The organism is Paracoccus xiamenensis, from assembly GCF_011308835.1.
GTDB lineage: Bacteria > Pseudomonadota > Alphaproteobacteria > Rhodobacterales > Rhodobacteraceae > Paracoccus > Paracoccus xiamenensis.
In genome coordinates this window covers 1,154,208-1,173,766 of record NZ_JAAOHY010000001.1, presented here as the reverse complement: position 1 = coordinate 1,173,766, position 19,559 = coordinate 1,154,208, and the positions used below count along the sequence as shown (strand labels likewise).

Below are 19,559 nucleotides of genomic sequence, written 5' to 3'. Positions count from 1 at the left end.
CCATGGTCCAACCGCAAAGCTGGGAACAGCGCGCCGAAGAATACTCCATGTATGGGTTCACCGACCTGCCCAGCGTGCATGAACGCGGCACTGTGGTCCTGACACATGGTGAGGGGCCTTACGTCGTCGACACCAACGGCAAGCGATATCTGGATGCGAATTCGGGCCTGTGGAACATGGTCGCGGGCTTCGATCACCCCGGCCTGATCGCGGCGGCCAAGGCACAGTATGACCGCTTCCCCGGTTATCACGCGTTTTTCGGGCGCATGTCCGACCAGACCGTCATGCTGTCGGAAAAACTGGTCGAGGTCTCGCCCTTCGAACGCGGCAAGGTTTTTTACACGAACTCCGGTTCGGAAGCCAATGATACCATGGTGAAAATGCTGTGGTTCCTTGGCGGTTCGGAAGGCAAACCGCAAAAGCGCAAGATCCTGACCCGCTGGAACGCCTATCACGGTGTGACCGCCGTGTCGGCATCCATGACCGGCAAGCCCTATAACGAGGTCTTCGGCCTGCCGATGGACGGCTTCATCCACCTGACTTGCCCGCATTACTGGCGTTTCGGGGCCGAGGGCGAGACGGAAGAACAGTTCACCGCCCGGCTTGCGAAAGAACTGGACGATACCATCCAGCGCGAGGGTGCCGATACCATCGCGGGCTTCTTTGCAGAGCCGGTGATGGGCGCGGGTGGGGTCATTCCGCCGTCGAAGGGCTATTTCCAAGCCATCCAGCCGGTGCTGAAAAAACACGGTATTCCGCTGATCGCGGATGAAGTGATCTGCGGTTTCGGGCGCACCGGCAATACCTGGGGCAGCCAGACTTATGACTTCGTGCCGGACGCCATCATCTCGTCGAAGAACCTGACGGCGGGGTTGTTCCCGATGGGTGCGGTGATCCTTGGCCCTGACCTGTCAGATCGCATGGATGCCGCCGTCGAGGCGATCGAGGAGTTTCCCCATGGTTTCACTGCCTCAGGCCATCCGGTCGGCTGCGCGATTGCGCTGAAGGCCATCGACGTGGTGATGAACGAAGGTCTGGCCGATAACGTCAAGCGCCTGTCGCCCCGGATGGAGGCGGGTCTGCGCGACATCATGGACCGCTCGAACAATATCGGCGAGTTGCGCGGCGTTGGCTATATGTGGGCGCTGGAGGCCTGTCTGGATCCGGCGACCAAGACCCCCTTCGACGGCAAGCTGTCAGTGTCCGAACGCATCGCCAATACCTGCACCGACATGGGGCTGATCTGTCGGCCGCTGGGGCAGTCCATCGTGCTGTGCCCGCCCTTCATCCTGACAGAGCCGCAGATGGACGAGATGTTCGAAAAGCTGGAAACGGCGCTGAAAAAGGTCTTTGCCGAGGTCGCCTGACGGCCCTTCAGCCAACGAATGGAAAACGCCCCCGGCCGCGCGGTCGGGGGCGTTCTGCTTTGCCGCGACCTTAACGGGCCATCAGGATCGGCAGGCCGGTCTTGCCCAGCATGCTGCGCGTGGTGCCGCCCAGGATCGCCTCGCGGAATCGGGAATGGCTGTAGGCGCCCATGACGACCAGATCGGCGCCGATCTCGATGGCGCGATGGCCGAGGATCTCGCTGGTGGTCGGCATGGTCCGGGCCAGCACGGCGATGTTGGCATTGACGCCGTGGCGGGTCAGCATCTGGCACAGCGCGCCGCCGGGATCCGACCGCTCTGGTCCATGGGGTGAAGGATCGACCACGGTGATTTCGACGCTTTCGGCGGCGACAAGGAAGGGCATGGCGCGGCGGACAGCGGTCATGGCTTCCTCGGTCTGGTTCCAGGCCAGCATGACCTTCTTGCCGAAACCTTCCGGCAGTCCGCGATTGGGCGAGATCAGCACCGGGGCGCCCCCCTCGAACAGGGCGGCTTCGGTCACTGCCTCGCCATCTGGTGGCGCGTCCTCGCCGTAGGGTCGGGTCAGCACCACCAGGTCGGAAAACCGCGCCCGCATCCCGATCAGCGTCGTCAGCCCGCCAACCTGCGCCACCGCGCTTTCGACCGACCAGCGAATATCTTCGTGGTCCAGCCGGGCACGGGCCGCGGCCTCCAGTGCCTCGGCCGAGGCCATGGCTTTGTCGATGCTTTCCTGAAACACATAGGCCGAGGCGCCGGCATAGTAATAGCCGGTCTGGGAATGGTCGACGCCCAGGCAGAACACCTCCAGATGTGCGTCCTCGCGCCGGGCCATGTCGATGGCGGCGTCCAGCTGCCCCTGCTGCCCCTCCGTCGAAATGACCGTCAGTATCGTCTTGTAGCCCATGATGCGGTCCTTTGTGCCTTTCTGTGTTCCGCCTGTGCGGTGCCGGTTGCCGCGCAAAGAGGCGCTGACAACCAGTTTTTACGCGACAAACTTATTCCTGTGTCCGGTTTCATGATTTGACGCAGATCAAGGATAGCACATCCTGAGACGGCTAGAAGTCAAGCAGTGGAGATCTCCTTGCCCGCGCCGCTCCTGTGCGATTCGGGCGGTTTCGGGGTGTCGAACAAGGGACAGGGTATAATGTCGGATTATATCAAGCTGATCGTGCTAGGTATGACTGCGGTAATCGCGGCGATTGCCGCGAATTACGGGCGCGATCTGGCCTATACGGTCAACATGGCGGTCGTGATGCTGTTTGCGGCCAGCTTCTTCATCTTTTATCTGCGCCGCGCGGATGAGCCGCAGGCCGCCGTCAATCAGGGCGAATACGCGGATGGCGTGGTGCGTGCGGGCGTCATTGCGACCGTGGTCTGGGGCGTCGTCGGCTTTCTGGTCGGTGTGTCGATCGCGGCGCAATTGGCCTGGCCGGCGCTGAATTTTTCGGATGCGCTGCAAGGCTATGCGAATTTCGGGAAGCTGCGTCCCCTGCACACCTCGGCCGTCATCTTTGCCTTTGGCGGTAACGCACTGATCGCGACCTCGTTCTATGTCGTACAGCGGACCTCTGCCGCGCGACTGTGGGGCGGGAACCTGGCGTGGTTCGTCTTCTGGGGTTACCAGCTGTTTATCGTGCTGGCGGCAACGGGTTATATCTTCGGGGCCACCCAGTCCAAGGAATATGCCGAGCCGGAATGGTATGTTGACTGGTGGCTGACCGCCGTTTGGGTCGCCTATCTGCTGGTGTTCCTGGGCACGATCATGAAGCGACGCGAGCCGCATATCTATGTCGCGAACTGGTTCTACCTGTCCTTCATCGTCACCATCGCGATGCTGCATATCGTCAACAATCTGGCGATCCCGGTCAGCATCTTCGGCTCGAAGTCCGTGCAGCTTTTCGCCGGTGTTCAGGATGCGATGACGCAATGGTGGTACGGCCACAACGCCGTGGGCTTCTTTCTGACAGCCGGCTTCCTGGGGATGATGTATTACTTCATCCCCAAGCAGGCAGAGCGTCCCGTCTACAGCTATAAGCTGTCCATCATCCACTTCTGGGCGCTGATCTTTCTCTATATCTGGGCCGGTCCCCACCACCTGCATTACACCGCGCTGCCCGACTGGGCGACGACGCTGGGCATGGTGTTTTCGATCATCCTGTGGATGCCAAGCTGGGGCGGCATGATCAACGGTCTGATGACGTTGTCGGGCGCCTGGGACAAGCTGCGCACCGATCCGATCATCCGCATGATGGTGGTCGCGGTGGGCTTCTACGGCATGGCAACTTTCGAAGGCCCGATGATGTCGATCAAGGCCGTCAACTCGCTGAGCCACTATACCGACTGGACCATCGGTCACGTGCATTCCGGCGCGCTCGGCTGGAACGGCATGATCACCTTTGGCGCGCTCTACTATCTGGTGCCGCGTCTGTGGGGGCGTCAGCAGCTTTACAGTCTGTCACTGGTCAGCTGGCACTTCTGGCTGGCGACCATCGGGCTGGTTCTTTACGCGGCCTCGATGTGGGTGTCGGGCATCATGGAAGGTCTGATGTGGCGCGAGGTCGACAGTCAGGGCTTCCTGGTCAACGCCTTCGCCGACACCGTGGCCGCCAAATACGCCATGAACGTCGTCCGCTTCCTGGGTGGGGCCGCCTATCTGACCGGTGCGCTGATCATGGCCTATAATCTGTGGGCAACGGTGGCCAAGCAGCCGAAGGCGCAGCCCTCGACTGTCGCCATTCCGGCCGAATAAGGGGATCTGTCGATGCGTATTCTTGAAAAGCACAAGATCCTCGAAAAGAACGCCACGCTGTTGCTGGTCTTCTCGTTCCTGGTGGTGACGGTGGGCGGCATCGTCGAAATCGCGCCGCTGTTCTACATCGACAACACAATCGAGAAGGTGGAAGGGATGCGCCCCTATACGCCGCTCGAACTGACCGGCCGCGACGTCTATGTCCGCGAAGGCTGCTATGTCTGCCACAGTCAGATGATCCGCCCGATGCGCGACGAGGTCGAACGTTACGGCCATTACAGCCTGGCGGCGGAATCGATGTATGACCATCCGTTCCAATGGGGCTCCAAACGGACCGGGCCGGATCTGGCCCGGGTGGGCGCGCGCTATTCGGACGAATGGCACCTAGATCACTTGCGCGACCCGCGTTCGGTGGTGCCGGAATCGATCATGCCCGCTTACGGCTTTCTGGAAAGGCGGATGCTGACTGGCGAATATATCAGCGACCGGATCGAAACCGATCGCATGGTCGGGGTGCCCTATAGCGACGACATGATAGCCGCCGCGCGCGAGGATTTCCTGGCGCAGGCCAATCCCGATGCCGACGCCTCCGGGATGGAAGAGCGTTACCCCGGTTCGCAGCAGCGCAATTTCGACCGCCAGCCCGGCATTTCGGAAATGGATGCGCTGATCGCCTATCTTCAGGTTCTCGGTACGATGGTCGACTTCTCGACCTTCGAACCGGATCCGAACCGCTAAGGGGGGCATCATGGATCTGTACAGCCTGATGCGCCAATTCGCCGACAGCTGGGCATTGCTGGCCCTGGTGCTGGTGTTTCTGGGCGTGCTCCTGTGGGTGTTCCGGCCGGGTTCGGCAAAGCTGCACGAGGACGCCGCCGCAAGCATCTTCCGCCACGATCGGCGCCCGGCGCCGCCCCAGCCCGAGAAGGAAACGCTGTGATGGCCGACAAAGACGATCACGACAGCCCGCAGAATCCCGACAACAAGATTTCGCTGGAACGCATTGCTGCGGATGATGCCCACAAGGCCGACATTCTGGCCAACCCCCCCGGCGAGACCGAGGGAAAGGCCGCCCATGCGCCCAAGCGCGTCGGGCAGCGTGCCGGTCCGCGCACCGGCAAGACCCGTGCAGGCGGCATGGTCAAAGAGGTCGCCTCGACCGGGCACAGCTGGGACGGGATCACCGAATATGACAACCCGATGCCGCGCTGGTGGCTGCTGACCTTCTATGCGACCATCATCTGGGGGGTGATCTATACGATCTTCTATCCTGCCTGGCCGCTGGTCAACGGCGCCACCCAGGGGCTGCTGGATACCAACTACCGCAAGGAACTCGCGGCAGAGATGCAGCGCTATGACGAGGCGAACGCCCCGATCCAGCAAAAGCTGGTTGCCGCCGATCTGAACGCCATTGCCGATGATGCCGAGCTGTCGAACTATGCGATGAATGCCGGCCGCGCGGTCTTCGCGACCTGGTGCGCGCAGTGCCACGGATCGGGCGCGGGCGGGGCCAGGGGCTACCCCAACCTGCTGGACAATGACTGGCTTTGGGGTGGTACGCTGGATGAGATCCACACCACCGTCACCCACGGCATCCGCAATGTCGACGACGCCGATGCGCGCTATTCCGAAATGCCGCGTTTTGGCATCGACGAAATGTTGGAGGCCGAGCAGATCGACCAGGTCACCCAGCATGTTCTTGCGATTTCCGGGCAGGACCATGATGCGACCCTGGCGGCAGAAGGTGCCACCGTCTACGCCGACAACTGCGTCGCCTGCCATATGGAGGACGGCACCGGCGACCGGTCTCAGGGCGCGCCGAACCTGACGGACGCGGTCTGGCTGTATGGTGGGGACGCGGCGTCGATCCGGCAATCGGTACATGATGCCCGTTTTGGGGTCATGCCCAACTGGTCCCCGCGCCTGTCGGAGGACGATATCCGCGCGGTGTCCTACTATGTCCACAGCCTCGGCGGTGGTGAATGAACATGCGAATTCCGGCGGCCTCGGTCGCCGGGATGGCGCCGGCCCCTCGTCCTGTTCGCGCGTTTCCAGAGGGGCCGGCTTCCAGTATCAGGGGCGGGCTATGCCCGCCCCATTGCAACCGGGGCCATGCGGGCTGCGACGATCGCGCCCCTTCGCCGATACCGGAATGGCAGATATATAATTTCTGCGTTGGTTGATGCAGGTCAAGGCCTGATCGGTGCAAACGGCATCTAACCTGCCTGAACGAGCAAACAGGAGCCAGTTCATGTCCAGCCCGGATGTCGATCCGCCCAGCCTTTATTCCGCGCGCGAGCCGATCTTCCCCAAGGCGGTTAGCGGCCCGTTCCGGCGGCTGAAATGGATCATCATGGGGCTGACGCTTGCGATCTATTACATCACCCCCTGGATCCGCTGGGACCGGGGCCCCGGCATGCCCGATCAGGCGGTGCTGGTCGATCTGGCAAACCGGCGCTTCTTCTTCTTCTGGATCGAGATCTGGCCGCATGAATTCTATTTTGTCGCCGGCCTGCTGGTGATGGCGGGGCTGGGGCTGTTCCTGTTCACGTCGGCCTTGGGGCGGGTCTGGTGCGGCTATACCTGTCCGCAGACGGTCTGGACCGATCTATATGTTCACGTAGAACGCTGGATTGAGGGCGACCGCAACGCCCAGATCCGGCTGTGGCGGTCGAAATGGGATGGCCGCAAGACGAGGCTGCGCCTGACAAAATGGGCGATCTGGCTGTTGATCGCGCTGACGACGGGCGGGGCCTGGGTGTTCTATTTCACCGATGCGCCGACGCTTGCGCGGAACCTGCTGGCCGGGCAGGCACATCCCGTCGCCTATATGACGATCGCGGTGATGACGGCCACGACCTTTGTCTTCGGCGGCTTCGCGCGCGAACAGATCTGTATCTATGCCTGCCCCTGGCCGCGCATTCAGGGCGCGATGATGGACGAAGACACCCTGACCGTCGCCTATCGCGAGTGGCGGGGCGAGCCGCGCGGCAAGATCCTGAAGGGCGAGGCCACCAAATCCGACACCCCACCGGGGGACAAGGGCGACTGCATCGACTGCTTCGCCTGCGTGAATGTCTGCCCCATGGGCATCGACATCCGCAACGGCCAGCAGCTGGAATGCATCACCTGCGCGCTGTGTATTGACGCCTGTGACGAGATCATGGACCGCATCGGCAAGCCGCGCGGGCTGATCGACTATATGGCGCTGAAGGACGAAACCGCCGAACGCGTCGGCAATGAGGGGCAGTCGTTGCTCAAGCATGTGTTGCGGCCGCGCACGCTTTTGTATTTCGGCATGTGGTCGCTGATCGGCGTGGGACTGGTGGTTGCGCTGTTCATGCGTTCGCCCTTTGACCTGAACGTCACGCCGGTGCGCAATCCGCTGTTCGTGACACTGTCCGACGGCGCGATCCGCAACACCTATGAACTGCGCCTGCGCAACAAGCAGCACGAGGCGATGCCCTTTATCCTGTCAGTCGAGGATACCCCGACCGATCTGGTGCTGCGGATCGAGGGCGAGGACGCCAACCGCACCACAGTTCCCGCCGACAGCACCGCCACGCTGCGCGTCTATCTGACCGCCGCGCCCGGCTCGGCGATGACGCAGATCGAAACCAGCAATATCGAACTGGTGGTCAGCGACGAGGCCGGGATCTCGTCCACCATCGACACCGTTTTTCACGGAAAGAACTGACCATGTGGGATCAACTTTACCAATCGCTCGGCCCGGGGGGGATCAGTCTGATGCTGGTCTCGCTGGTGGGGCTGGTCCTGCTGGCCCCGTTCCTGCTGTTTCTGGGACGCAAGCCGCTGAACGGGCGCAGGTTTCTGGTGATTTTCGTCGGCCTGTTCGCGGTCATCATTGGCGCCAATCTGGTCATGGCCGTGCAGGCGGTCCGCAGCTTTCCGGGGCTGGAGGTCGCCAATTCCTACGTTGCCTCGCAACAGTTCGACGATGCGCGCTCAGCCCAGCAGGCCCTGGGTTGGCTGGTCGAGCCGCGCTATGACAATGGGCTGCTGACGCTGAAGATCTCGGACGGGCAGGGCCTGCCAGCGCCGGTTCAGGCGCTGCGGGTCACGGTCAGCCGCCCGACGCAGAAACGCGACGACGTGACGCCGGAAATGCGCTATTCCGGTGGTCTGTGGATGGCGGATGTGCCGCTGGCGCCCGGTGCCTGGGTCGTCCATCTGGAGGCCGAGGCGCCAGACGGCACTGCCTTCCGGCAGCGGCTGGCCCATTATCCGGGCAGCATCGTGAGGAACTGAGATGGCCGAACTCAGTGCAGATCGGGAATATGCGGCGCGGCTGAGCGCCTGTCCGGCTTGCGACGCGGCCCCGCTGGCCGAACGCGTCGCCGGTGCAGCGGCGCAGCGGGGCGATCTGGTCCTGTCACTTCCGACCGCGCATTGCGCCACCTGCATCAGCGATGTCGAACGTGCGCTGCTGGCTCAGCCCGGCGTGCGGGTCGCGCGCGTCAACCTGACGCTGCGTCGGGTGATGATCGACGCACCCAGCCTCAGCGCCGAAGACCTGATTCCGGTCCTCGAACGGATCGGCTACGAGGCGCATGAGCTGGACGCCTCGGTCCTCAGCTCAACTGCGGCAGAAAGGCAGGGCCGCGACATCCTGATGCGCATCGGCGTTGCTGGCTTCGCGATGATGAACATCATGATCCTGTCGGTCGCGGTCTGGTCCGGTGCGACAGGCGCGACGCGCGACATGTTCCACTGGATCTCGGCGGTGATCGCGCTGCCGACTGTGATCTTTGCCGGCAAACCCTTCTTTGTCAGCGCCTGGAACAGCCTCAAGGCCGGGCGGCTGGGGATGGATGTTCCGATCTCACTGGCGCTGATCCTCGCCTCGGGCATCTCGCTGTTCGAGACGATCAATTCCGGCCATCACGCCTATTTCGACGCCGCCGTGATGCTGTGCTTTTTCCTGCTGGTTGGGCGCTATCTGGATTTCCGCACCCGTGCCGTGGCCCGGTCCGCCGCCGAAGAACTGACCGCGCTGGAGGTGCCGCGCGCCGTCCTGCTGAAGGATGGTGCCGAGCAGGTCGTGGGCGTGGCCGATCTGCGGCCCGGCGACGTGATCCGCATCCGCCCCGGCGCCCGCGTCGCGGCGGATGGCGAGGTGATCGCCGGCATGTCGGAAATCGACCGCTCGCTGCTGACGGGCGAAAGCCTGCCTGTGCAGGCCGGTCCCGGCGCTGTGCTGGCGGCGGGCGAGGTGAACCTGACCGGCCCACTGGACCTGCGCGTCAGTGCGGCGGGACGTGACAGTTCGCTGACCCGGCTCGCGCATCTGGTCGCCATGGCCGAGGCAACGCGCGGGCGCTATGCCTCGCTGGCGGAACGGGCCTCGCGGCTTTATTCGCCGGTGGTGCACCTGTTGGCGCTGTTCAGCTATGGCCTGTGGATGTACTGGACCGGCGACTGGCGGGTGGCGCTGAATGTTGCGGCGGCGGTGCTGATCATCACCTGCCCCTGTGCGCTTGGGCTGGCGGTGCCGGCGGTGGTGACGGCGGCATCGGGAAAACTGTTCAAACGTGGGCTGCTGATCAAGGACGGCACCGCGCTGGAACGTCTGGCCGAAGTCGATACCGTCGTCTTCGACAAGACCGGCACCCTGACGATGGGCCGGCCGGAACTGGTCAGCCTCGACCCGCTGCCCGACGATCTGCGCCCGGTGGCGCTGGCAATCGCGGGGGCGTCCAGCCATCCGCTGTCGCGGGCGCTTGCCGCCGCGCTGGCGGCCGAGGGCGTTGCCCCGGCGGTTCTGGACAGCGTGGCCGAGGTGCCGGGCTTTGGGATCGAGGGCGCGTGGCGGGGCCTCCGCATCCGTCTTGGTCGTGCCGACTGGGTGGGCAAAGAAACGCCCGAGGCCGAGGACGGTCCGGTCAGCGTGCTGGCGGTTGACGGTCACGCCCCGGTCACGCTGCGCTTTACCGACGCGTTACGGCCGGGTGCCGCCGATTGTGTCGCGGCGCTGCGTGCCGGTGGCCGGCGGGTCATCATGTTGTCGGGCGATACGCCTGCCGCCGTGGCCCGTGCCGCCGCCGATCTGGGGATGACCGAGTTCCGCGCCAGCGTCACCCCGCAGGACAAGGAGGCCGCGGTTGCCGCGTTGTCGGAGGCGGGGGCAAAGGTGCTGATGGTGGGCGATGGGCTGAACGACACCGCAGCACTGGCGCGGGCGCATGTCTCGATCTCGCCGGCGACGGCGCTGGATGCGGCGCGGGTGGCCTCGGACATGGTGCTGATGGGGCAGGATCTTGCGCCGGTCGCGGGAGCCATTGAAATGGCCCGGCAGGCGCGGCGGCGCATCAAGGAAAACTTCGCCATCTCCATCGCTTACAATATCGTTGCGGTGCCCTTTGCGATCATGGGTCTTGCCACGCCACTGATGGCGGCGCTGGCAATGTCGGTCAGCTCGGTCTCGGTCACGCTGAATGCGCTGAGGCTGCGCTGATGGAGATCCTTTTCATCCTGATCCCGGTTTCCATCCTGCTGGGCGCGGGCGGGCTGGCGGCCTTCCTGTGGTCGCTGAAAACGCGGCAATATGACGATCCGAAGGGCGATGCCGAACGGATCCTGTCATCCGAATGGGACGATCACCCCCGGCCGCCGCCTCAGAAAAGTGAACCCTGAGGGTCGGTTTCTGGCCGTGCGGGCACTGTACCATCGGCGAATTCGATCATCAGTTTCCGTGCCTTGGCAGTCGTTTCTGCCGAGGTCAGCACACGGCCCGCATCATCGCGCACGACGGCAAAACCGCGCGCCAGCGTCTGCGTGTAGCCAAGCGAGAGCCGCATCCGGTCCAGACGCTGCACCGCTTCCTCGCGGCGCGCGATGTCGCGGGTAAAGGCGGTGTCCAGACGGCTCGCCAGCGGGGCCAGCCGGTCGCGGCCTTCGGCGGCCTTGCGGCGGGTATCGGCAAGCACGCGGGCGCGGCCATTGTCCAATCGATCCGACAGCGTGGTCAGCCGGTCGCGGCGGCGCGCATTTGGGGCGGTGGCTGTCATGGTCAGATGGCGGGTCAGGTTGCCGAGGCTGGTCTTTGCCCGATCCGTCAGGCGCATCAGCATCGCGGGCGTCAGGCGCAACCCCTCCAGCCGGTCGCGGCGGCGATGGACGCTGTTTTTCAGGGCCGGTTCCAGCGCGGCGGCGCGGAAATCCAGCCGCTGCCGAGCGCCTTCCGTCAGCGCCTGCGGACGTCCAAGTGCGCGGCCCAGATCGACCAGCCGCTGCGCCAGCCGGTCATGCCGCTGGCCCATGGCTTGGGTCATCCGCAGCCGCGCCTGTTGCAATTGCAGGCCCAGTTCGCGCCTCACCGGCACTGCAATCTCGGCTGCTGCCGTGGGCGTGGGCGCGCGCCGGTCGGCGGCAAAGTCGATCAATGTGGTGTCGGTTTCATGGCCAACCGCCGAGATCAGCGGGATGGCGCTGTCAGCGGCGGCGCGGACGACGACTTCCTCGTTGAAGCCCCACAGGTCTTCCAGACTGCCTCCGCCGCGCGCGACGATCAACAGGTCTGGGCGCGGGATCGGCCCGTCTGCGGGCAGGGCGTTGAAGCCGCGAATGGCGGCGGCGACCTCGGCGGCGGAGGCCGCGCCCTGAACCGCCACCGGCCAGATCAGTACATGGGTTGGAAAGCGGTCGCGCAGCCGGTGCAGGATGTCGCGGATGACCGCACCCGAGGGCGAGGTGACGACGCCGATGATGCGCGGCAGGAAGGGCAGGGGCCGCTTGCGGTCGGCATCGAACAGTCCTTCGGCTGCCAACGCTTTGCGCCGTTTCTCCAGCATCGCCATTAGCGCGCCCATGCCGGCGGGCTCAAGCTCCTCGACGATCAGCTGGTATTTCGACTGGCCGGGAAAGGTGGTCAGCTTGCCGGTGGCGATGACCTCCATCCCTTCCTCGGGCTTTTGGGTCAGGCGCGCGGCCTGGCCCTTCCAGCTGATCGCCGCGATCACCGCGCGGTCGTCCTTTAGGTCGAAATACAGATGCCCCGATGCAGGGCGCGAGACGCGCCCGATCTCACCCCGCACACGAACGCGACCGAATTCGCCCTCGATCACACGCTTCACCGCGCCAGAGATTTCGGACACCGTCAGGGCAGGGGCATTGCCGCCGCCGGGGGTGTCGGGGATGTCGTCTTCGAACATGTCCATGACCGGTTTCTAGATCAGGCGGCCGCCTGCTGCCACCAGCAAATGGGTGGGACGTCGATATCCAATCGGCCCGGATCGCAGGCTTTGCAAGAGTTCAGGATTGCGCATCCGGCCCCCCCCCGCTACGTCCTTGCGCAAGATGTTTGACCGGATCGGCGGGCAAGGGAAAGGCAGCGCATGAATATCCTCATCCTCGGCAGTGGCGGGCGCGAACATGCGCTGGCATGGGCGATCCGGCAGAATCCGAAATGTGACAGGCTGATCGTTGCACCCGGTAATCCGGGCATCGCGGCGGTCGCCGAATGTGCGGATCTGGACATCCTGTCACGCGCCGCGGTTTGCGAATTCGCACAGGAAAACGCCATCGACCTGGTGGTCGTCGGCCCCGAGGCGCCGCTTGCCGCTGGCGTGGCCGACGCGTTGCGCGGGGCAGGGCTTTTGGTCTTCGGTCCGTCGCAAGCGGCAGCGCAGTTGGAAGCCTCGAAGTCGTTCACCAAGGAGGTCTGCGATGCCTGCGGGGCGCCGACGGCGGCCTGGGCGCGTTTTGCCGATGCGCAGGCGGCACATGACTATGTCGCCGAAAAGGGCGCGCCCATCGTCGTCAAGGCCGATGGGCTGGCGGCGGGCAAGGGCGTCGTCGTGGCCGAGACACTGGATCAGGCGCATGAGGCGATCGACATGATCTTCGGCGGCGCTTTCGGGGATTCGGGCGCCGAGGTCGTGATCGAAGAATTCATGGAAGGCGAGGAGGCCAGCTTCTTCATCCTGTCGGACGGGGTGAACTGCCTGCCCATCGGCACCGCGCAGGACCACAAGCGCGTGGGCGAGGGCGATACTGGCCCGAATACCGGCGGCATGGGCGCCTATTCCCCGGCTCCGGTGCTGAGCCAGGAGATTCAGGACCAGGTAATGGACCAGATGATCCGCCCCACCGTGGCCGAGATGGCCCGCCGCGGCACGCCGTTCCAAGGGGTGCTGTTCGCCGGGCTGATGATCAAGGACGGCCGCGCTCGGCTGGTCGAATACAATGTCCGCTTCGGCGATCCGGAATGTCAGGTGCTGATGATCCGGCTGGGTGCGCAGGCGCTGGATCTGATCCATGCCTGTGCCGAGGGGCGGCTGGACCAGGTTTCGGCAAACTGGGCCGATGACCACGCCCTGACCGTGGTTCTGGCGACCCAAGGTTATCCCGGTGACTATCAGAAAGGAAGCGTCATCAAGGGGTTGGCTGACCTTCCAGAGGATAGCTTTCAGATGGTCTTCCATGCGGGGACGGCTGAAAAGGACGGCGTAATCGTCGCAACCGGTGGCCGTGTGCTGGCCGCGACGGGACGGGGCGAGACGCTGCAACTCGCTCATGCACGGGCCTATGCGCTTGTCGACGCCATTGATTGGCCGGAAGGATTTTGTCGGCGCGATATCGGCTGGCGGGCGCTTTAGGATTTGTGGGAGGCGGTGCGTGCGACCACGCACCCTACAGGAACCGATGGGCGACGCTGACCGTAGGGTGCGTGCTTGCACGCACCTTTTCAACATCACCGCCTAGAAATCGACCTTCACACCGGGAAGGTTGAGGGTCGTGACCAGCTCGCGCAGCTCTTGCCGGGCGGCGATATTGGACATGCTCAACTGCTCGGTCCCGACGTCCTTCAGGTCCAGCAGGGTCAGGCCGCGGGGAAACAGCTCGCGAAAGATCACCCGCTCGGCAAAGCCGGGCGCGACGCGAAAGCCGATGCGCTTGGACAACTGCCCGAGTGCCGTGCCGACCCTGCGCTTGTTGTGCATGGCCTGCGTGCCAAGCCGGTTGCGCAGCACGATCCAATCGATCGGCCCCGCGCCCGCCGCCTGCCGGCCCTGCCGCGCGCCCCAGACCATTTCCGCATAGATCGATGGCCCCAGCACCTTGCCGTCCGGCGACATCCGCGCCAGCAGGTCAAAGTCGATAAAGCTGTCATTCAGCGGCGTGATCAGCGTGTCGGCCATCATATGCGCCATCTGGGCCAGCCGGGTATGCGAGCCGGGGCAGTCGATCAGGATAAAGTCGTGATCGGCCTCGAGCACGGTCATCGCATCTGACAGCGGGTCGGTATCACTGGGAGACTTCGCCGCAATCTCGCCCAAGGTCGGGCTGGGCAGATCCAGCCCCTCCCTGCCGACATAATGGGCGCGGTTTTCCAGATATCGGCCAAAGCTGCGTTGGCGGATGTCCAGATCCAGCGCGGCGACGCGATGGCCCATGCGCGCCAACGCCGTGGCCACGTGCATCGAGGTGGTCGATTTGCCCGACCCGCCTTTTTCGTTCCCGACGACGATAATATGGGCCATGAAATACTTCTGCGCTTGTTCTGTGGTCGCGGGACAATATGCGCAGAACGCGGGCTTGGAAAGCCGTTCAATCTTGCGCATTCCGGTGGGGATTCGGTTGATTTTCGCGGGATAACGGCCCTATCTGTGAAGAATGATCACCCAGAAAATGAAATACGCCCTCAAGGCGCTGATTGTGCTTGCCGAAGAATATGGCGAGCAGGCAAAGCCCTTGCAGATCGAGGAGATCGCCAAGCGCTCTGGCGCGCCGAAGCGCTTTTTGGAACATATCCTGCTGGATCTGCGCAAGGAAGGCGTTCTGGGTTCTGTCCGGGGGCGCGCGGGCGGTTATCGGATGACCCGCGATCCTTCGACCGTGGGGCTCGAATCGCTGCTGCGGCGTATCGATGGACCGCTGGCCCCGCTGCCCTGCCTGTCGCGGACGGCCTATCAGAAATGCGATGACTGCACCAATGAGGCAGAGTGCCGCCTGCGCCGTGTCTTCGCCGAGATTTTCTGGTCCTACCTGCTGCTTCTCGAATCGCTGACCCTGGCCGATCTGGTTGGTTCTGCGGGTGCGCCGATGCGTTCCATGCTGTCGGAACAGGCTTCAGACGGCTGAAAGAAAACGATTTTCGAAGTCGTTGAAATTTTTTGTTGAAAAACACGATAAACTCGGTCGAGATAAAGGGGTCAGGTAGACTGACAGGCTCGATGAGGAGTGATGCAATGACCATGCTGAACCGGCTGGCCAGCTTTGCAGATGCGACGGAGCGCGCCGTGGCGCGGCAACCGCTTCGCTACGCAGTGCATCTGGTCGAACGCGAAACGGGGCGCCCGCATTGCGTGGCGGGTATTCCCCTGACGGTATTCACCTGTGACCCTGCAGAGGTCGGCACTGAACTGATGCGCAACCGCGACCCGATGAAGTGGGACATCCTGGTTGAACGACGTATCCCCAAGGAGATCTGACATGAGCGCGCTGTTTTTCCCAATCTTTGGCCATTATGCACCGATCCCCGAAGGGTTTGCCTTGCCTGAACCGGCGTCTGAAACCCGCAATTTGGGTTGGGCATCGGTCCGTATGGGGGCCAATGGTACCGCGCAAGGACCGGTGCTGCGGCGCTATCGCGACGGACGGGTAACGGTCGACGCCGCTGGCCGCCAGGTCACAGGTCTGCCGGTCGGGGGCACAGCTCCCAAAGGCTGGTGGTCGGGATTGCTGAACTAGTTCCCATTCCTGCGATGTTGCCACGTCAAGGGAAGGAACGCCGCCCCCGCGCCGGGGCGGCGTTTCCAAGTTCGGAAATGCAAAACGCCGCCCCGAAGGGCGGCGTTCGCTTGTGCCGTGCGGCGATGGGATCAGAAGCCCAGGCCGGCGTATTTGTTCTTGAACTTCGACACGCGCCCGCCGGTGTCCATGAGCTTGGCGTTGCCGCCGGTCCATGCCGGGTGCGAGGTCGGGTCGATATCCAGCGACATGGTGTCGCCTTCCTTGCCCCAAGTCGAACGCACCTGATAGGTGGTGCCGTCGGTCATCTTGACCTCGATCATGTGGTAATCGGGATGGATGTCTTTTTTCATGACGGCGATCCTCAGGCTTTGGCGTCGGCCTTGTCGGCCTTCGGCTTGTAGTTGGTGAATTCGGCGATACGGGCCGACTTACCGCGACGGTCGCGCAGGTAGTACAGCTTGGCGCGACGGACGCGGCCGCGGCGGACGACTTCGATCGAATCGATGTTGGTCGAGTACAGCGGGAACACACGTTCCACGCCTTCACCGAAGGAGATCTTGCGAACGGTGAAGCTTGCGCCGATGCCGTTGCCGCCCTTGCGGCTGATGCAGACGCCTTCATAGTTCTGCACGCGGGTACGCGTACCTTCGGTCACTTTGTAGCCGACGCGAACGGTGTCGCCGGCCTTGAAATCCGGGATATTCTTGCCGAGTTCGGCAATCTGCTCGGCTTCGAGCTGTGCGATCAGGTTCATCGCTGTTCATCCTTGTCTTGCGCAGGGTAGGCCCCCGCTTGGTGTGATGCGCCCGAGAGCTGTCGGTCCTTTGCCGGGTCCATATGCTGGTCCTTGCGGTCCAGATATGCCCGCCACAGGTCGGGGCGGCGTTCCTTAGTCAGCCTTTCGGCTTCTTCCCGTCGCCAAGCAGCAATGGCCGCATGATTGCCCGACATTACCGTGTCAGGTATCTTGCGGCCTTCCCACTCGGCGGGGCGAGTATATTGCGGGTGCTCAAGCAGGCCATCCGAGAAGGACTCTTCGGCCAGGGACGCCTGATTCCCGACGACGCGCGGTATAAGCCGAACCGTCGCATCAATCAAGACCTGAGCGGCAAGTTCGCCGCCGGTCAAAACATAATCCCCAAGGCTGATTTCTTCGATCCCATGGGCGTCCAGCACGCGCTGATCGACCCCCTCGAAACGCCCGCAGATCAGCGTCACGCCGGGGCCTTCCGCCAGCGCGCGGGCGCGCGCCTGAGTCAGCGGTTTGCCACGTGGCGACAGGTAGATGATCGGCAGCCCCGTACCCGCCGCGCGAATGGCCGCGTCCATCACATCTGCGCGGATCACCATGCCGGCGCCGCCGCCCGCCGGCGTGTCATCGACATTGCGATGCTTGCCGATGCCGAAATCGCGCAAGGGGATGGTGTGCAGGTTCCAAAGGCCCTCGGTCAGGGCGCGGCCGGTCAGCGACAGGCCCAGCACGCCTGGGAATGCCTCGGGGAAGAGGGTGATGATATTCGCGGTCCATGCGCCGGCATGCTGCGGCTCTGCCATCAGGTCGCGGGGGCGCGGTGCCCCTTGGGCCGAGGCCGCAATGGACATGCGACCGTGGGATTTCATCGCGCCGGATTTCTCGGTCATGGGCGGGGTTCCTTGCGGGGCTTGTCCTGACGGTGGGTCTGCGCCCTGATTTGAAGCTGGGCGCCTTCATCGGGATTGCCGGGCGGAAGCACAAGCATTTCTTTGCCGCGCCGAAGCCCGGCAGCGGTTCGGTGATACATGGGGCCGGGGCGGATCATCGTGGCTTTCCCGACAGATCGGTGCCCGCCAGTTCGTTGCCGTGGATCAGCCTCTGCCGGGCGGCGGCCAGTGCTTCGCGGTTCAAGCCGCTGCGGTTCAGCGCGATCAGCTGCCCGACAAGCGCCGGATCGGCCGAGCGGTAGACATGGCCCGGCGGCGTCAGCTGCGCCAGCGCATCCGGCGGCAGGTCGAGGAAATCGACGAAAGGCTGGGCGATTCCGAAAGGCGCGCCGGCCAGCGTCTGAATATCACGGGTGATGACCTGTGTTTCGGGCAGCGCGGCGGCGATACGCTGCGCTTCTTCGGTGATGGAGGACGCGCCGAAGCGTTCACAAAACCGGTCGAGATCGTCCCGCAATCCGGGATCCTTCAGCGCCTTATGGCTGTGAATACTGCGCAGCCATTGCTGATGCGGGCGCAGTGACAGGTAAAGCGTGACCTCGCCCGGCTGGGGCAGCACTTGAAGGGCGCGAAGCAGCCGTTGCAGCAGATCCACGGCCACCGGATAGGGTTGGGGATCGCTGCCATCCGGCATCCGGCCGATCATGTTCTCGGCGCTGATGATCAGCGCGCGCCCCGGCTTGCCAGCCTTGCCGGGCGCAAGGTCGAGGCCGCGCAGAAAAGTCTCCATCGCGGCCTGCCAGCGGTCCAGCATCTCCGGCTCGGGCAGGTCCTGATACCAGAAGCCCAGCCGGGTGGTCACCTCGCGCAGGCGTGCCGGCAGCACAAGCGCCGTGCGCGGCCACAGGATCGGGCCGTTCTGTTGCAGGAATTGCTGAACCGTCTTCGTCCCGGTCTTGTGGAAGCCCGCATGGACGAAAATCCGCGTCATTCGTCCGAGCCGGGCGGATCGGCGACGATGCGGCCCGCCGCCAGATCGACGGTCGGCACCACCGCGCGGGTGAAGGGCAAAAGCAGCGCCTGAGCGCCGGTGATCTCAAGGATGTCGCCGGCGCCATGGTCATGGATTGCCTTGACCCGACCCAGCACCCGGCCACCGGTATCGACAACCTCCAGCCCGATCAGGTCGGCGTGATAGAATTCGTCATCGGGCAGCGAGGGCAGCGCCGAACGCGGCGCCCAGAGCGTCAGCCCGCGCAGGGCCTCGGCCTGTTCGCGGGTGGCGATGCCCGAAAGATTGGCGCTGAGACCGCCCGCAACCGGGCGGTTCAGGGTCACCGAGAAGCTGCGGCTGCCATCCTCGGTAAAAAGCGGCCCGTAATTTGCGATGTCGGTGGACTCGGCTGTAAAACTTTTCAGCCGGACCTCGCCCTGAACGCCGAAAGCGCCGGCAATCGCGCCTACACAGATCTTGTCGGACATGAGCTATTTTTCCCCGCAAATGCCGGCGCGCAGCCAGGTGCCACCCGATTTATCGCACAGGTTCATCTGGTGGCCACGTTCAACGAAAATCCCGGCAACAAAGGCGAACATCATCAGGATCGCCAGCCGGAACAATCTGAAAATGAACATCCTGCCCCCCAGAGGTCAACGGCCCGCCACGAGGGCGGGCCGGATCAGGATTATTCCGAAGCGGCTTCTTCGGCCGGGGCTTCCGCGGCGGCGGCCTTGTCAGCGCGTTCCTTGGCGCGTTCCTGGGCTTTCTTGCCCGGCTCGGCTTTTTTCATGTTCTTGCGCTCGGTTTTCGGCTTCACGCCAGCGGCTTCCAAGAAGCGGGCGACGCGGTCGGTCGGCTCGGCGCCCTGGCCCAGCCAGTACTGCACGCGCTCCATGTTCATCTGGATGCGGTCCTCGCTGTCTTTGGCCAGCAGCGGGTTGTAGGTGCCCAGCTTCTCGATGAAACGGCCGTCGCGCGGCATGCGCGAATCGGATGCGACGATCGCATAGAACGGACGTTTCTTGGAACCACCACGGGCCAGACGGATCTTCATTGCCATTGCGTTTTCTCCTTTGAAATGGCGAGG

At 63.9% G+C, this 19,559-nt stretch carries 23 protein-coding genes; 13 read left to right on the top strand and 10 right to left on the bottom strand.

Annotation, left to right across the window (positions count from 1 at the left end; translation table 11 throughout):
- Window positions 1-2: 2 nt before the first annotated feature.
- A complete protein-coding gene (locus tag G7044_RS05810) occupies window positions 3-1,367 on the top strand; it encodes an aminotransferase (protein WP_166326866.1) in 1,365 nt (454 codons plus the stop codon).
- A gap of 70 nt (window positions 1,368-1,437) precedes the next feature.
- Here the strand turns inward: G7044_RS05810 and G7044_RS05805 are convergent, their stop codons facing one another.
- A complete protein-coding gene (locus tag G7044_RS05805) occupies window positions 1,438-2,274 on the bottom strand; it encodes a universal stress protein (RefSeq protein ID WP_166326864.1) in 837 nt (278 codons plus the stop codon).
- 240 nt (window positions 2,275-2,514) lie between these two features.
- Here G7044_RS05805 and ccoN point away from each other — a divergent pair, with 240 nt between their 5' ends.
- From ccoN to ccoS, 8 genes are all read left to right on the top strand, one after another.
- A complete protein-coding gene (gene ccoN, locus G7044_RS05800; protein ID WP_166327423.1) occupies window positions 2,515-4,119 on the top strand; it encodes a cytochrome-c oxidase, cbb3-type subunit I in 1,605 nt (534 codons plus the stop codon).
- Window positions 4,120-4,131: 12 nt separating this feature from the next.
- Window positions 4,132-4,857 carry a cytochrome-c oxidase, cbb3-type subunit II gene (ccoO, locus tag G7044_RS05795; protein ID WP_166326862.1) on the top strand — a complete coding sequence of 242 codons (726 nt, stop codon included), beginning with the start codon at window positions 4,132-4,134 and terminating at the stop codon, window positions 4,855-4,857.
- Between the two features lie 10 nt (window positions 4,858-4,867).
- Window positions 4,868-5,059: a CcoQ/FixQ family Cbb3-type cytochrome c oxidase assembly chaperone gene (locus tag G7044_RS05790; RefSeq protein ID WP_166326860.1), complete on the top strand. Its 192-nt coding sequence runs from the start codon at window positions 4,868-4,870 to the stop codon at window positions 5,057-5,059.
- Window positions 5,059-6,105 carry a cytochrome-c oxidase, cbb3-type subunit III gene (gene ccoP / locus G7044_RS05785; protein ID WP_166326858.1) on the top strand — a complete coding sequence of 349 codons (1,047 nt, stop codon included), beginning with the start codon at window positions 5,059-5,061 and terminating at the stop codon, window positions 6,103-6,105. The genes G7044_RS05790 and ccoP overlap by 1 nt, the downstream gene beginning before the upstream one ends.
- Window positions 6,106-6,370: 265 nt before the next feature.
- Entirely contained in the window at window positions 6,371-7,816 is a 1,446-nt protein-coding gene (ccoG, locus tag G7044_RS05780; protein WP_166326856.1) for a cytochrome c oxidase accessory protein CcoG, read from the top strand.
- A 2-nt stretch (window positions 7,817-7,818) separates the two neighbouring features.
- On the top strand, window positions 7,819-8,388 hold the full coding sequence (locus tag G7044_RS05775; protein ID WP_235931142.1) for a FixH family protein: 570 nt from the start codon (window positions 7,819-7,821) through the stop codon (window positions 8,386-8,388).
- Window position 8,389: 1 nt separating this feature from the next.
- Complete coding sequence (locus G7044_RS05770) at window positions 8,390-10,594, top strand: heavy metal translocating P-type ATPase (protein WP_166326854.1); 2,205 nt, start codon at window positions 8,390-8,392, stop codon at window positions 10,592-10,594.
- The gene (gene ccoS / locus G7044_RS05765; RefSeq protein ID WP_166326852.1) at window positions 10,594-10,773 is read left to right on the top strand and encodes a cbb3-type cytochrome oxidase assembly protein CcoS; all 180 of its coding nucleotides are present in this window, start codon (window positions 10,594-10,596) and stop codon (window positions 10,771-10,773) included. Before G7044_RS05770 ends, ccoS begins: the two co-directional genes overlap by 1 nt.
- On the opposite strand, the gene xseA is transcribed toward ccoS, so the two are convergent.
- On the bottom strand, window positions 10,755-12,296 hold the full coding sequence (gene xseA / locus G7044_RS05760) for an exodeoxyribonuclease VII large subunit (RefSeq protein ID WP_166326850.1): 1,542 nt from the start codon (window positions 12,294-12,296) through the stop codon (window positions 10,755-10,757). The two genes, ccoS and xseA, sit on opposite strands and share 19 nt — an antisense overlap.
- Window positions 12,297-12,473: 177 nt before the next feature.
- Between xseA and purD the strand changes: the two genes are divergently transcribed.
- On the top strand, window positions 12,474-13,736 hold the full coding sequence (gene purD, locus G7044_RS05755; protein ID WP_166326849.1) for a phosphoribosylamine--glycine ligase: 1,263 nt from the start codon (window positions 12,474-12,476) through the stop codon (window positions 13,734-13,736).
- Between the two features lie 102 nt (window positions 13,737-13,838).
- Here purD and G7044_RS05750 read toward each other — a convergent pair whose 3' ends face one another.
- The gene (locus G7044_RS05750; protein WP_166326847.1) at window positions 13,839-14,621 is read right to left on the bottom strand and encodes a division plane positioning ATPase MipZ; all 783 of its coding nucleotides are present in this window, start codon (window positions 14,619-14,621) and stop codon (window positions 13,839-13,841) included.
- A gap of 133 nt (window positions 14,622-14,754) precedes the next feature.
- Here G7044_RS05750 and G7044_RS05745 point away from each other — a divergent pair, with 133 nt between their 5' ends.
- The 3 genes from G7044_RS05745 to G7044_RS05735 all read left to right on the top strand — a co-directional run bounded on the left by G7044_RS05745 (window position 14,755) and on the right by G7044_RS05735 (window position 15,831).
- Entirely contained in the window at window positions 14,755-15,222 is a 468-nt protein-coding gene (locus G7044_RS05745; protein WP_166326845.1) for an RrF2 family transcriptional regulator, read from the top strand.
- Between the two features lie 107 nt (window positions 15,223-15,329).
- The gene (locus tag G7044_RS05740; protein WP_166326843.1) at window positions 15,330-15,572 is read left to right on the top strand and encodes a hypothetical protein; all 243 of its coding nucleotides are present in this window, start codon (window positions 15,330-15,332) and stop codon (window positions 15,570-15,572) included.
- A gap of 1 nt (window position 15,573) precedes the next feature.
- A complete protein-coding gene (locus G7044_RS05735) occupies window positions 15,574-15,831 on the top strand; it encodes a hypothetical protein (RefSeq protein ID WP_166326841.1) in 258 nt (85 codons plus the stop codon).
- A 131-nt stretch (window positions 15,832-15,962) separates the two neighbouring features.
- Here G7044_RS05735 and rpmE read toward each other — a convergent pair whose 3' ends face one another.
- The 7 genes from rpmE to rpsP form a co-directional block, all read right to left on the bottom strand.
- Window positions 15,963-16,184: a 50S ribosomal protein L31 gene (gene rpmE, locus G7044_RS05730; RefSeq protein ID WP_166326839.1), complete on the bottom strand. Its 222-nt coding sequence runs from the start codon at window positions 16,182-16,184 to the stop codon at window positions 15,963-15,965.
- An 11-nt stretch (window positions 16,185-16,195) separates the two neighbouring features.
- Window positions 16,196-16,588 carry a 50S ribosomal protein L19 gene (gene rplS / locus G7044_RS05725; RefSeq protein WP_166326837.1) on the bottom strand — a complete coding sequence of 131 codons (393 nt, stop codon included), beginning with the start codon at window positions 16,586-16,588 and terminating at the stop codon, window positions 16,196-16,198.
- Window positions 16,585-17,475 carry a tRNA (guanosine(37)-N1)-methyltransferase TrmD gene (gene trmD / locus G7044_RS05720; protein WP_166326835.1) on the bottom strand — a complete coding sequence of 297 codons (891 nt, stop codon included), beginning with the start codon at window positions 17,473-17,475 and terminating at the stop codon, window positions 16,585-16,587. The genes rplS and trmD overlap by 4 nt, the downstream gene beginning before the upstream one ends.
- Before the next feature lie 154 nt (window positions 17,476-17,629).
- Window positions 17,630-18,466 (bottom strand): hypothetical protein, encoded by an 837-nt coding sequence (locus G7044_RS05715; RefSeq protein WP_166326833.1) that lies wholly within the window; start codon window positions 18,464-18,466, stop codon window positions 17,630-17,632.
- Window positions 18,463-18,957 carry a ribosome maturation factor RimM gene (gene rimM / locus G7044_RS05710; RefSeq protein WP_166326831.1) on the bottom strand — a complete coding sequence of 165 codons (495 nt, stop codon included), beginning with the start codon at window positions 18,955-18,957 and terminating at the stop codon, window positions 18,463-18,465. Before rimM ends, G7044_RS05715 begins: the two co-directional genes overlap by 4 nt.
- Before the next feature lie 3 nt (window positions 18,958-18,960).
- On the bottom strand, window positions 18,961-19,107 hold the full coding sequence (locus G7044_RS05705) for a hypothetical protein (protein WP_166326829.1): 147 nt from the start codon (window positions 19,105-19,107) through the stop codon (window positions 18,961-18,963).
- Window positions 19,108-19,157: 50 nt separating this feature from the next.
- Entirely contained in the window at window positions 19,158-19,532 is a 375-nt protein-coding gene (gene rpsP / locus G7044_RS05700) for a 30S ribosomal protein S16 (protein ID WP_166326827.1), read from the bottom strand.
- Window positions 19,533-19,559 lie beyond the last annotated feature (27 nt).

Coding starts and splice junctions, on each gene's coding strand:
- ccoG (WP_166326856.1), top strand. CDS start 6,371: ATGTCCAGCCCGGATGTCGATCCGCCCAGCCTTTATTCCGCGCGCGAG.
- G7044_RS05715 (WP_166326833.1), bottom strand. CDS start 18,466: ATGACGCGGATTTTCGTCCATGCGGGCTTCCACAAGACCGGGACGAAG.
- G7044_RS05805 (WP_166326864.1), bottom strand. CDS start 2,274: ATGGGCTACAAGACGATACTGACGGTCATTTCGACGGAGGGGCAGCAG.
- G7044_RS05750 (WP_166326847.1), bottom strand. CDS start 14,621: ATGGCCCATATTATCGTCGTCGGGAACGAAAAAGGCGGGTCGGGCAAA.
- trmD (WP_166326835.1), bottom strand. CDS start 17,475: ATGACCGAGAAATCCGGCGCGATGAAATCCCACGGTCGCATGTCCATT.
- G7044_RS05735 (WP_166326841.1), top strand. CDS start 15,574: ATGAGCGCGCTGTTTTTCCCAATCTTTGGCCATTATGCACCGATCCCC.
- G7044_RS05810 (WP_166326866.1), top strand. CDS start 3: ATGGTCCAACCGCAAAGCTGGGAACAGCGCGCCGAAGAATACTCCATG.
- ccoN (WP_166327423.1), top strand. CDS start 2,515: ATGTCGGATTATATCAAGCTGATCGTGCTAGGTATGACTGCGGTAATC.
- G7044_RS05740 (WP_166326843.1), top strand. CDS start 15,330: ATGACCATGCTGAACCGGCTGGCCAGCTTTGCAGATGCGACGGAGCGC.
- ccoS (WP_166326852.1), top strand. CDS start 10,594: ATGGAGATCCTTTTCATCCTGATCCCGGTTTCCATCCTGCTGGGCGCG.
- G7044_RS05770 (WP_166326854.1), top strand. CDS start 8,390: ATGGCCGAACTCAGTGCAGATCGGGAATATGCGGCGCGGCTGAGCGCC.
- ccoP (WP_166326858.1), top strand. CDS start 5,059: ATGGCCGACAAAGACGATCACGACAGCCCGCAGAATCCCGACAACAAG.
- G7044_RS05705 (WP_166326829.1), bottom strand. CDS start 19,107: ATGTTCATTTTCAGATTGTTCCGGCTGGCGATCCTGATGATGTTCGCC.
- G7044_RS05745 (WP_166326845.1), top strand. CDS start 14,755: ATGATCACCCAGAAAATGAAATACGCCCTCAAGGCGCTGATTGTGCTT.
- ccoO (WP_166326862.1), top strand. CDS start 4,132: ATGCGTATTCTTGAAAAGCACAAGATCCTCGAAAAGAACGCCACGCTG.
- rpmE (WP_166326839.1), bottom strand. CDS start 16,184: ATGAAAAAAGACATCCATCCCGATTACCACATGATCGAGGTCAAGATG.
- G7044_RS05790 (WP_166326860.1), top strand. CDS start 4,868: ATGGATCTGTACAGCCTGATGCGCCAATTCGCCGACAGCTGGGCATTG.
- G7044_RS05775 (WP_235931142.1), top strand. CDS start 7,819: ATGTGGGATCAACTTTACCAATCGCTCGGCCCGGGGGGGATCAGTCTG.
- rimM (WP_166326831.1), bottom strand. CDS start 18,957: ATGTCCGACAAGATCTGTGTAGGCGCGATTGCCGGCGCTTTCGGCGTT.
- rplS (WP_166326837.1), bottom strand. CDS start 16,588: ATGAACCTGATCGCACAGCTCGAAGCCGAGCAGATTGCCGAACTCGGC.
- purD (WP_166326849.1), top strand. CDS start 12,474: ATGAATATCCTCATCCTCGGCAGTGGCGGGCGCGAACATGCGCTGGCA.
- xseA (WP_166326850.1), bottom strand. CDS start 12,296: ATGGACATGTTCGAAGACGACATCCCCGACACCCCCGGCGGCGGCAAT.
- rpsP (WP_166326827.1), bottom strand. CDS start 19,532: ATGGCAATGAAGATCCGTCTGGCCCGTGGTGGTTCCAAGAAACGTCCG.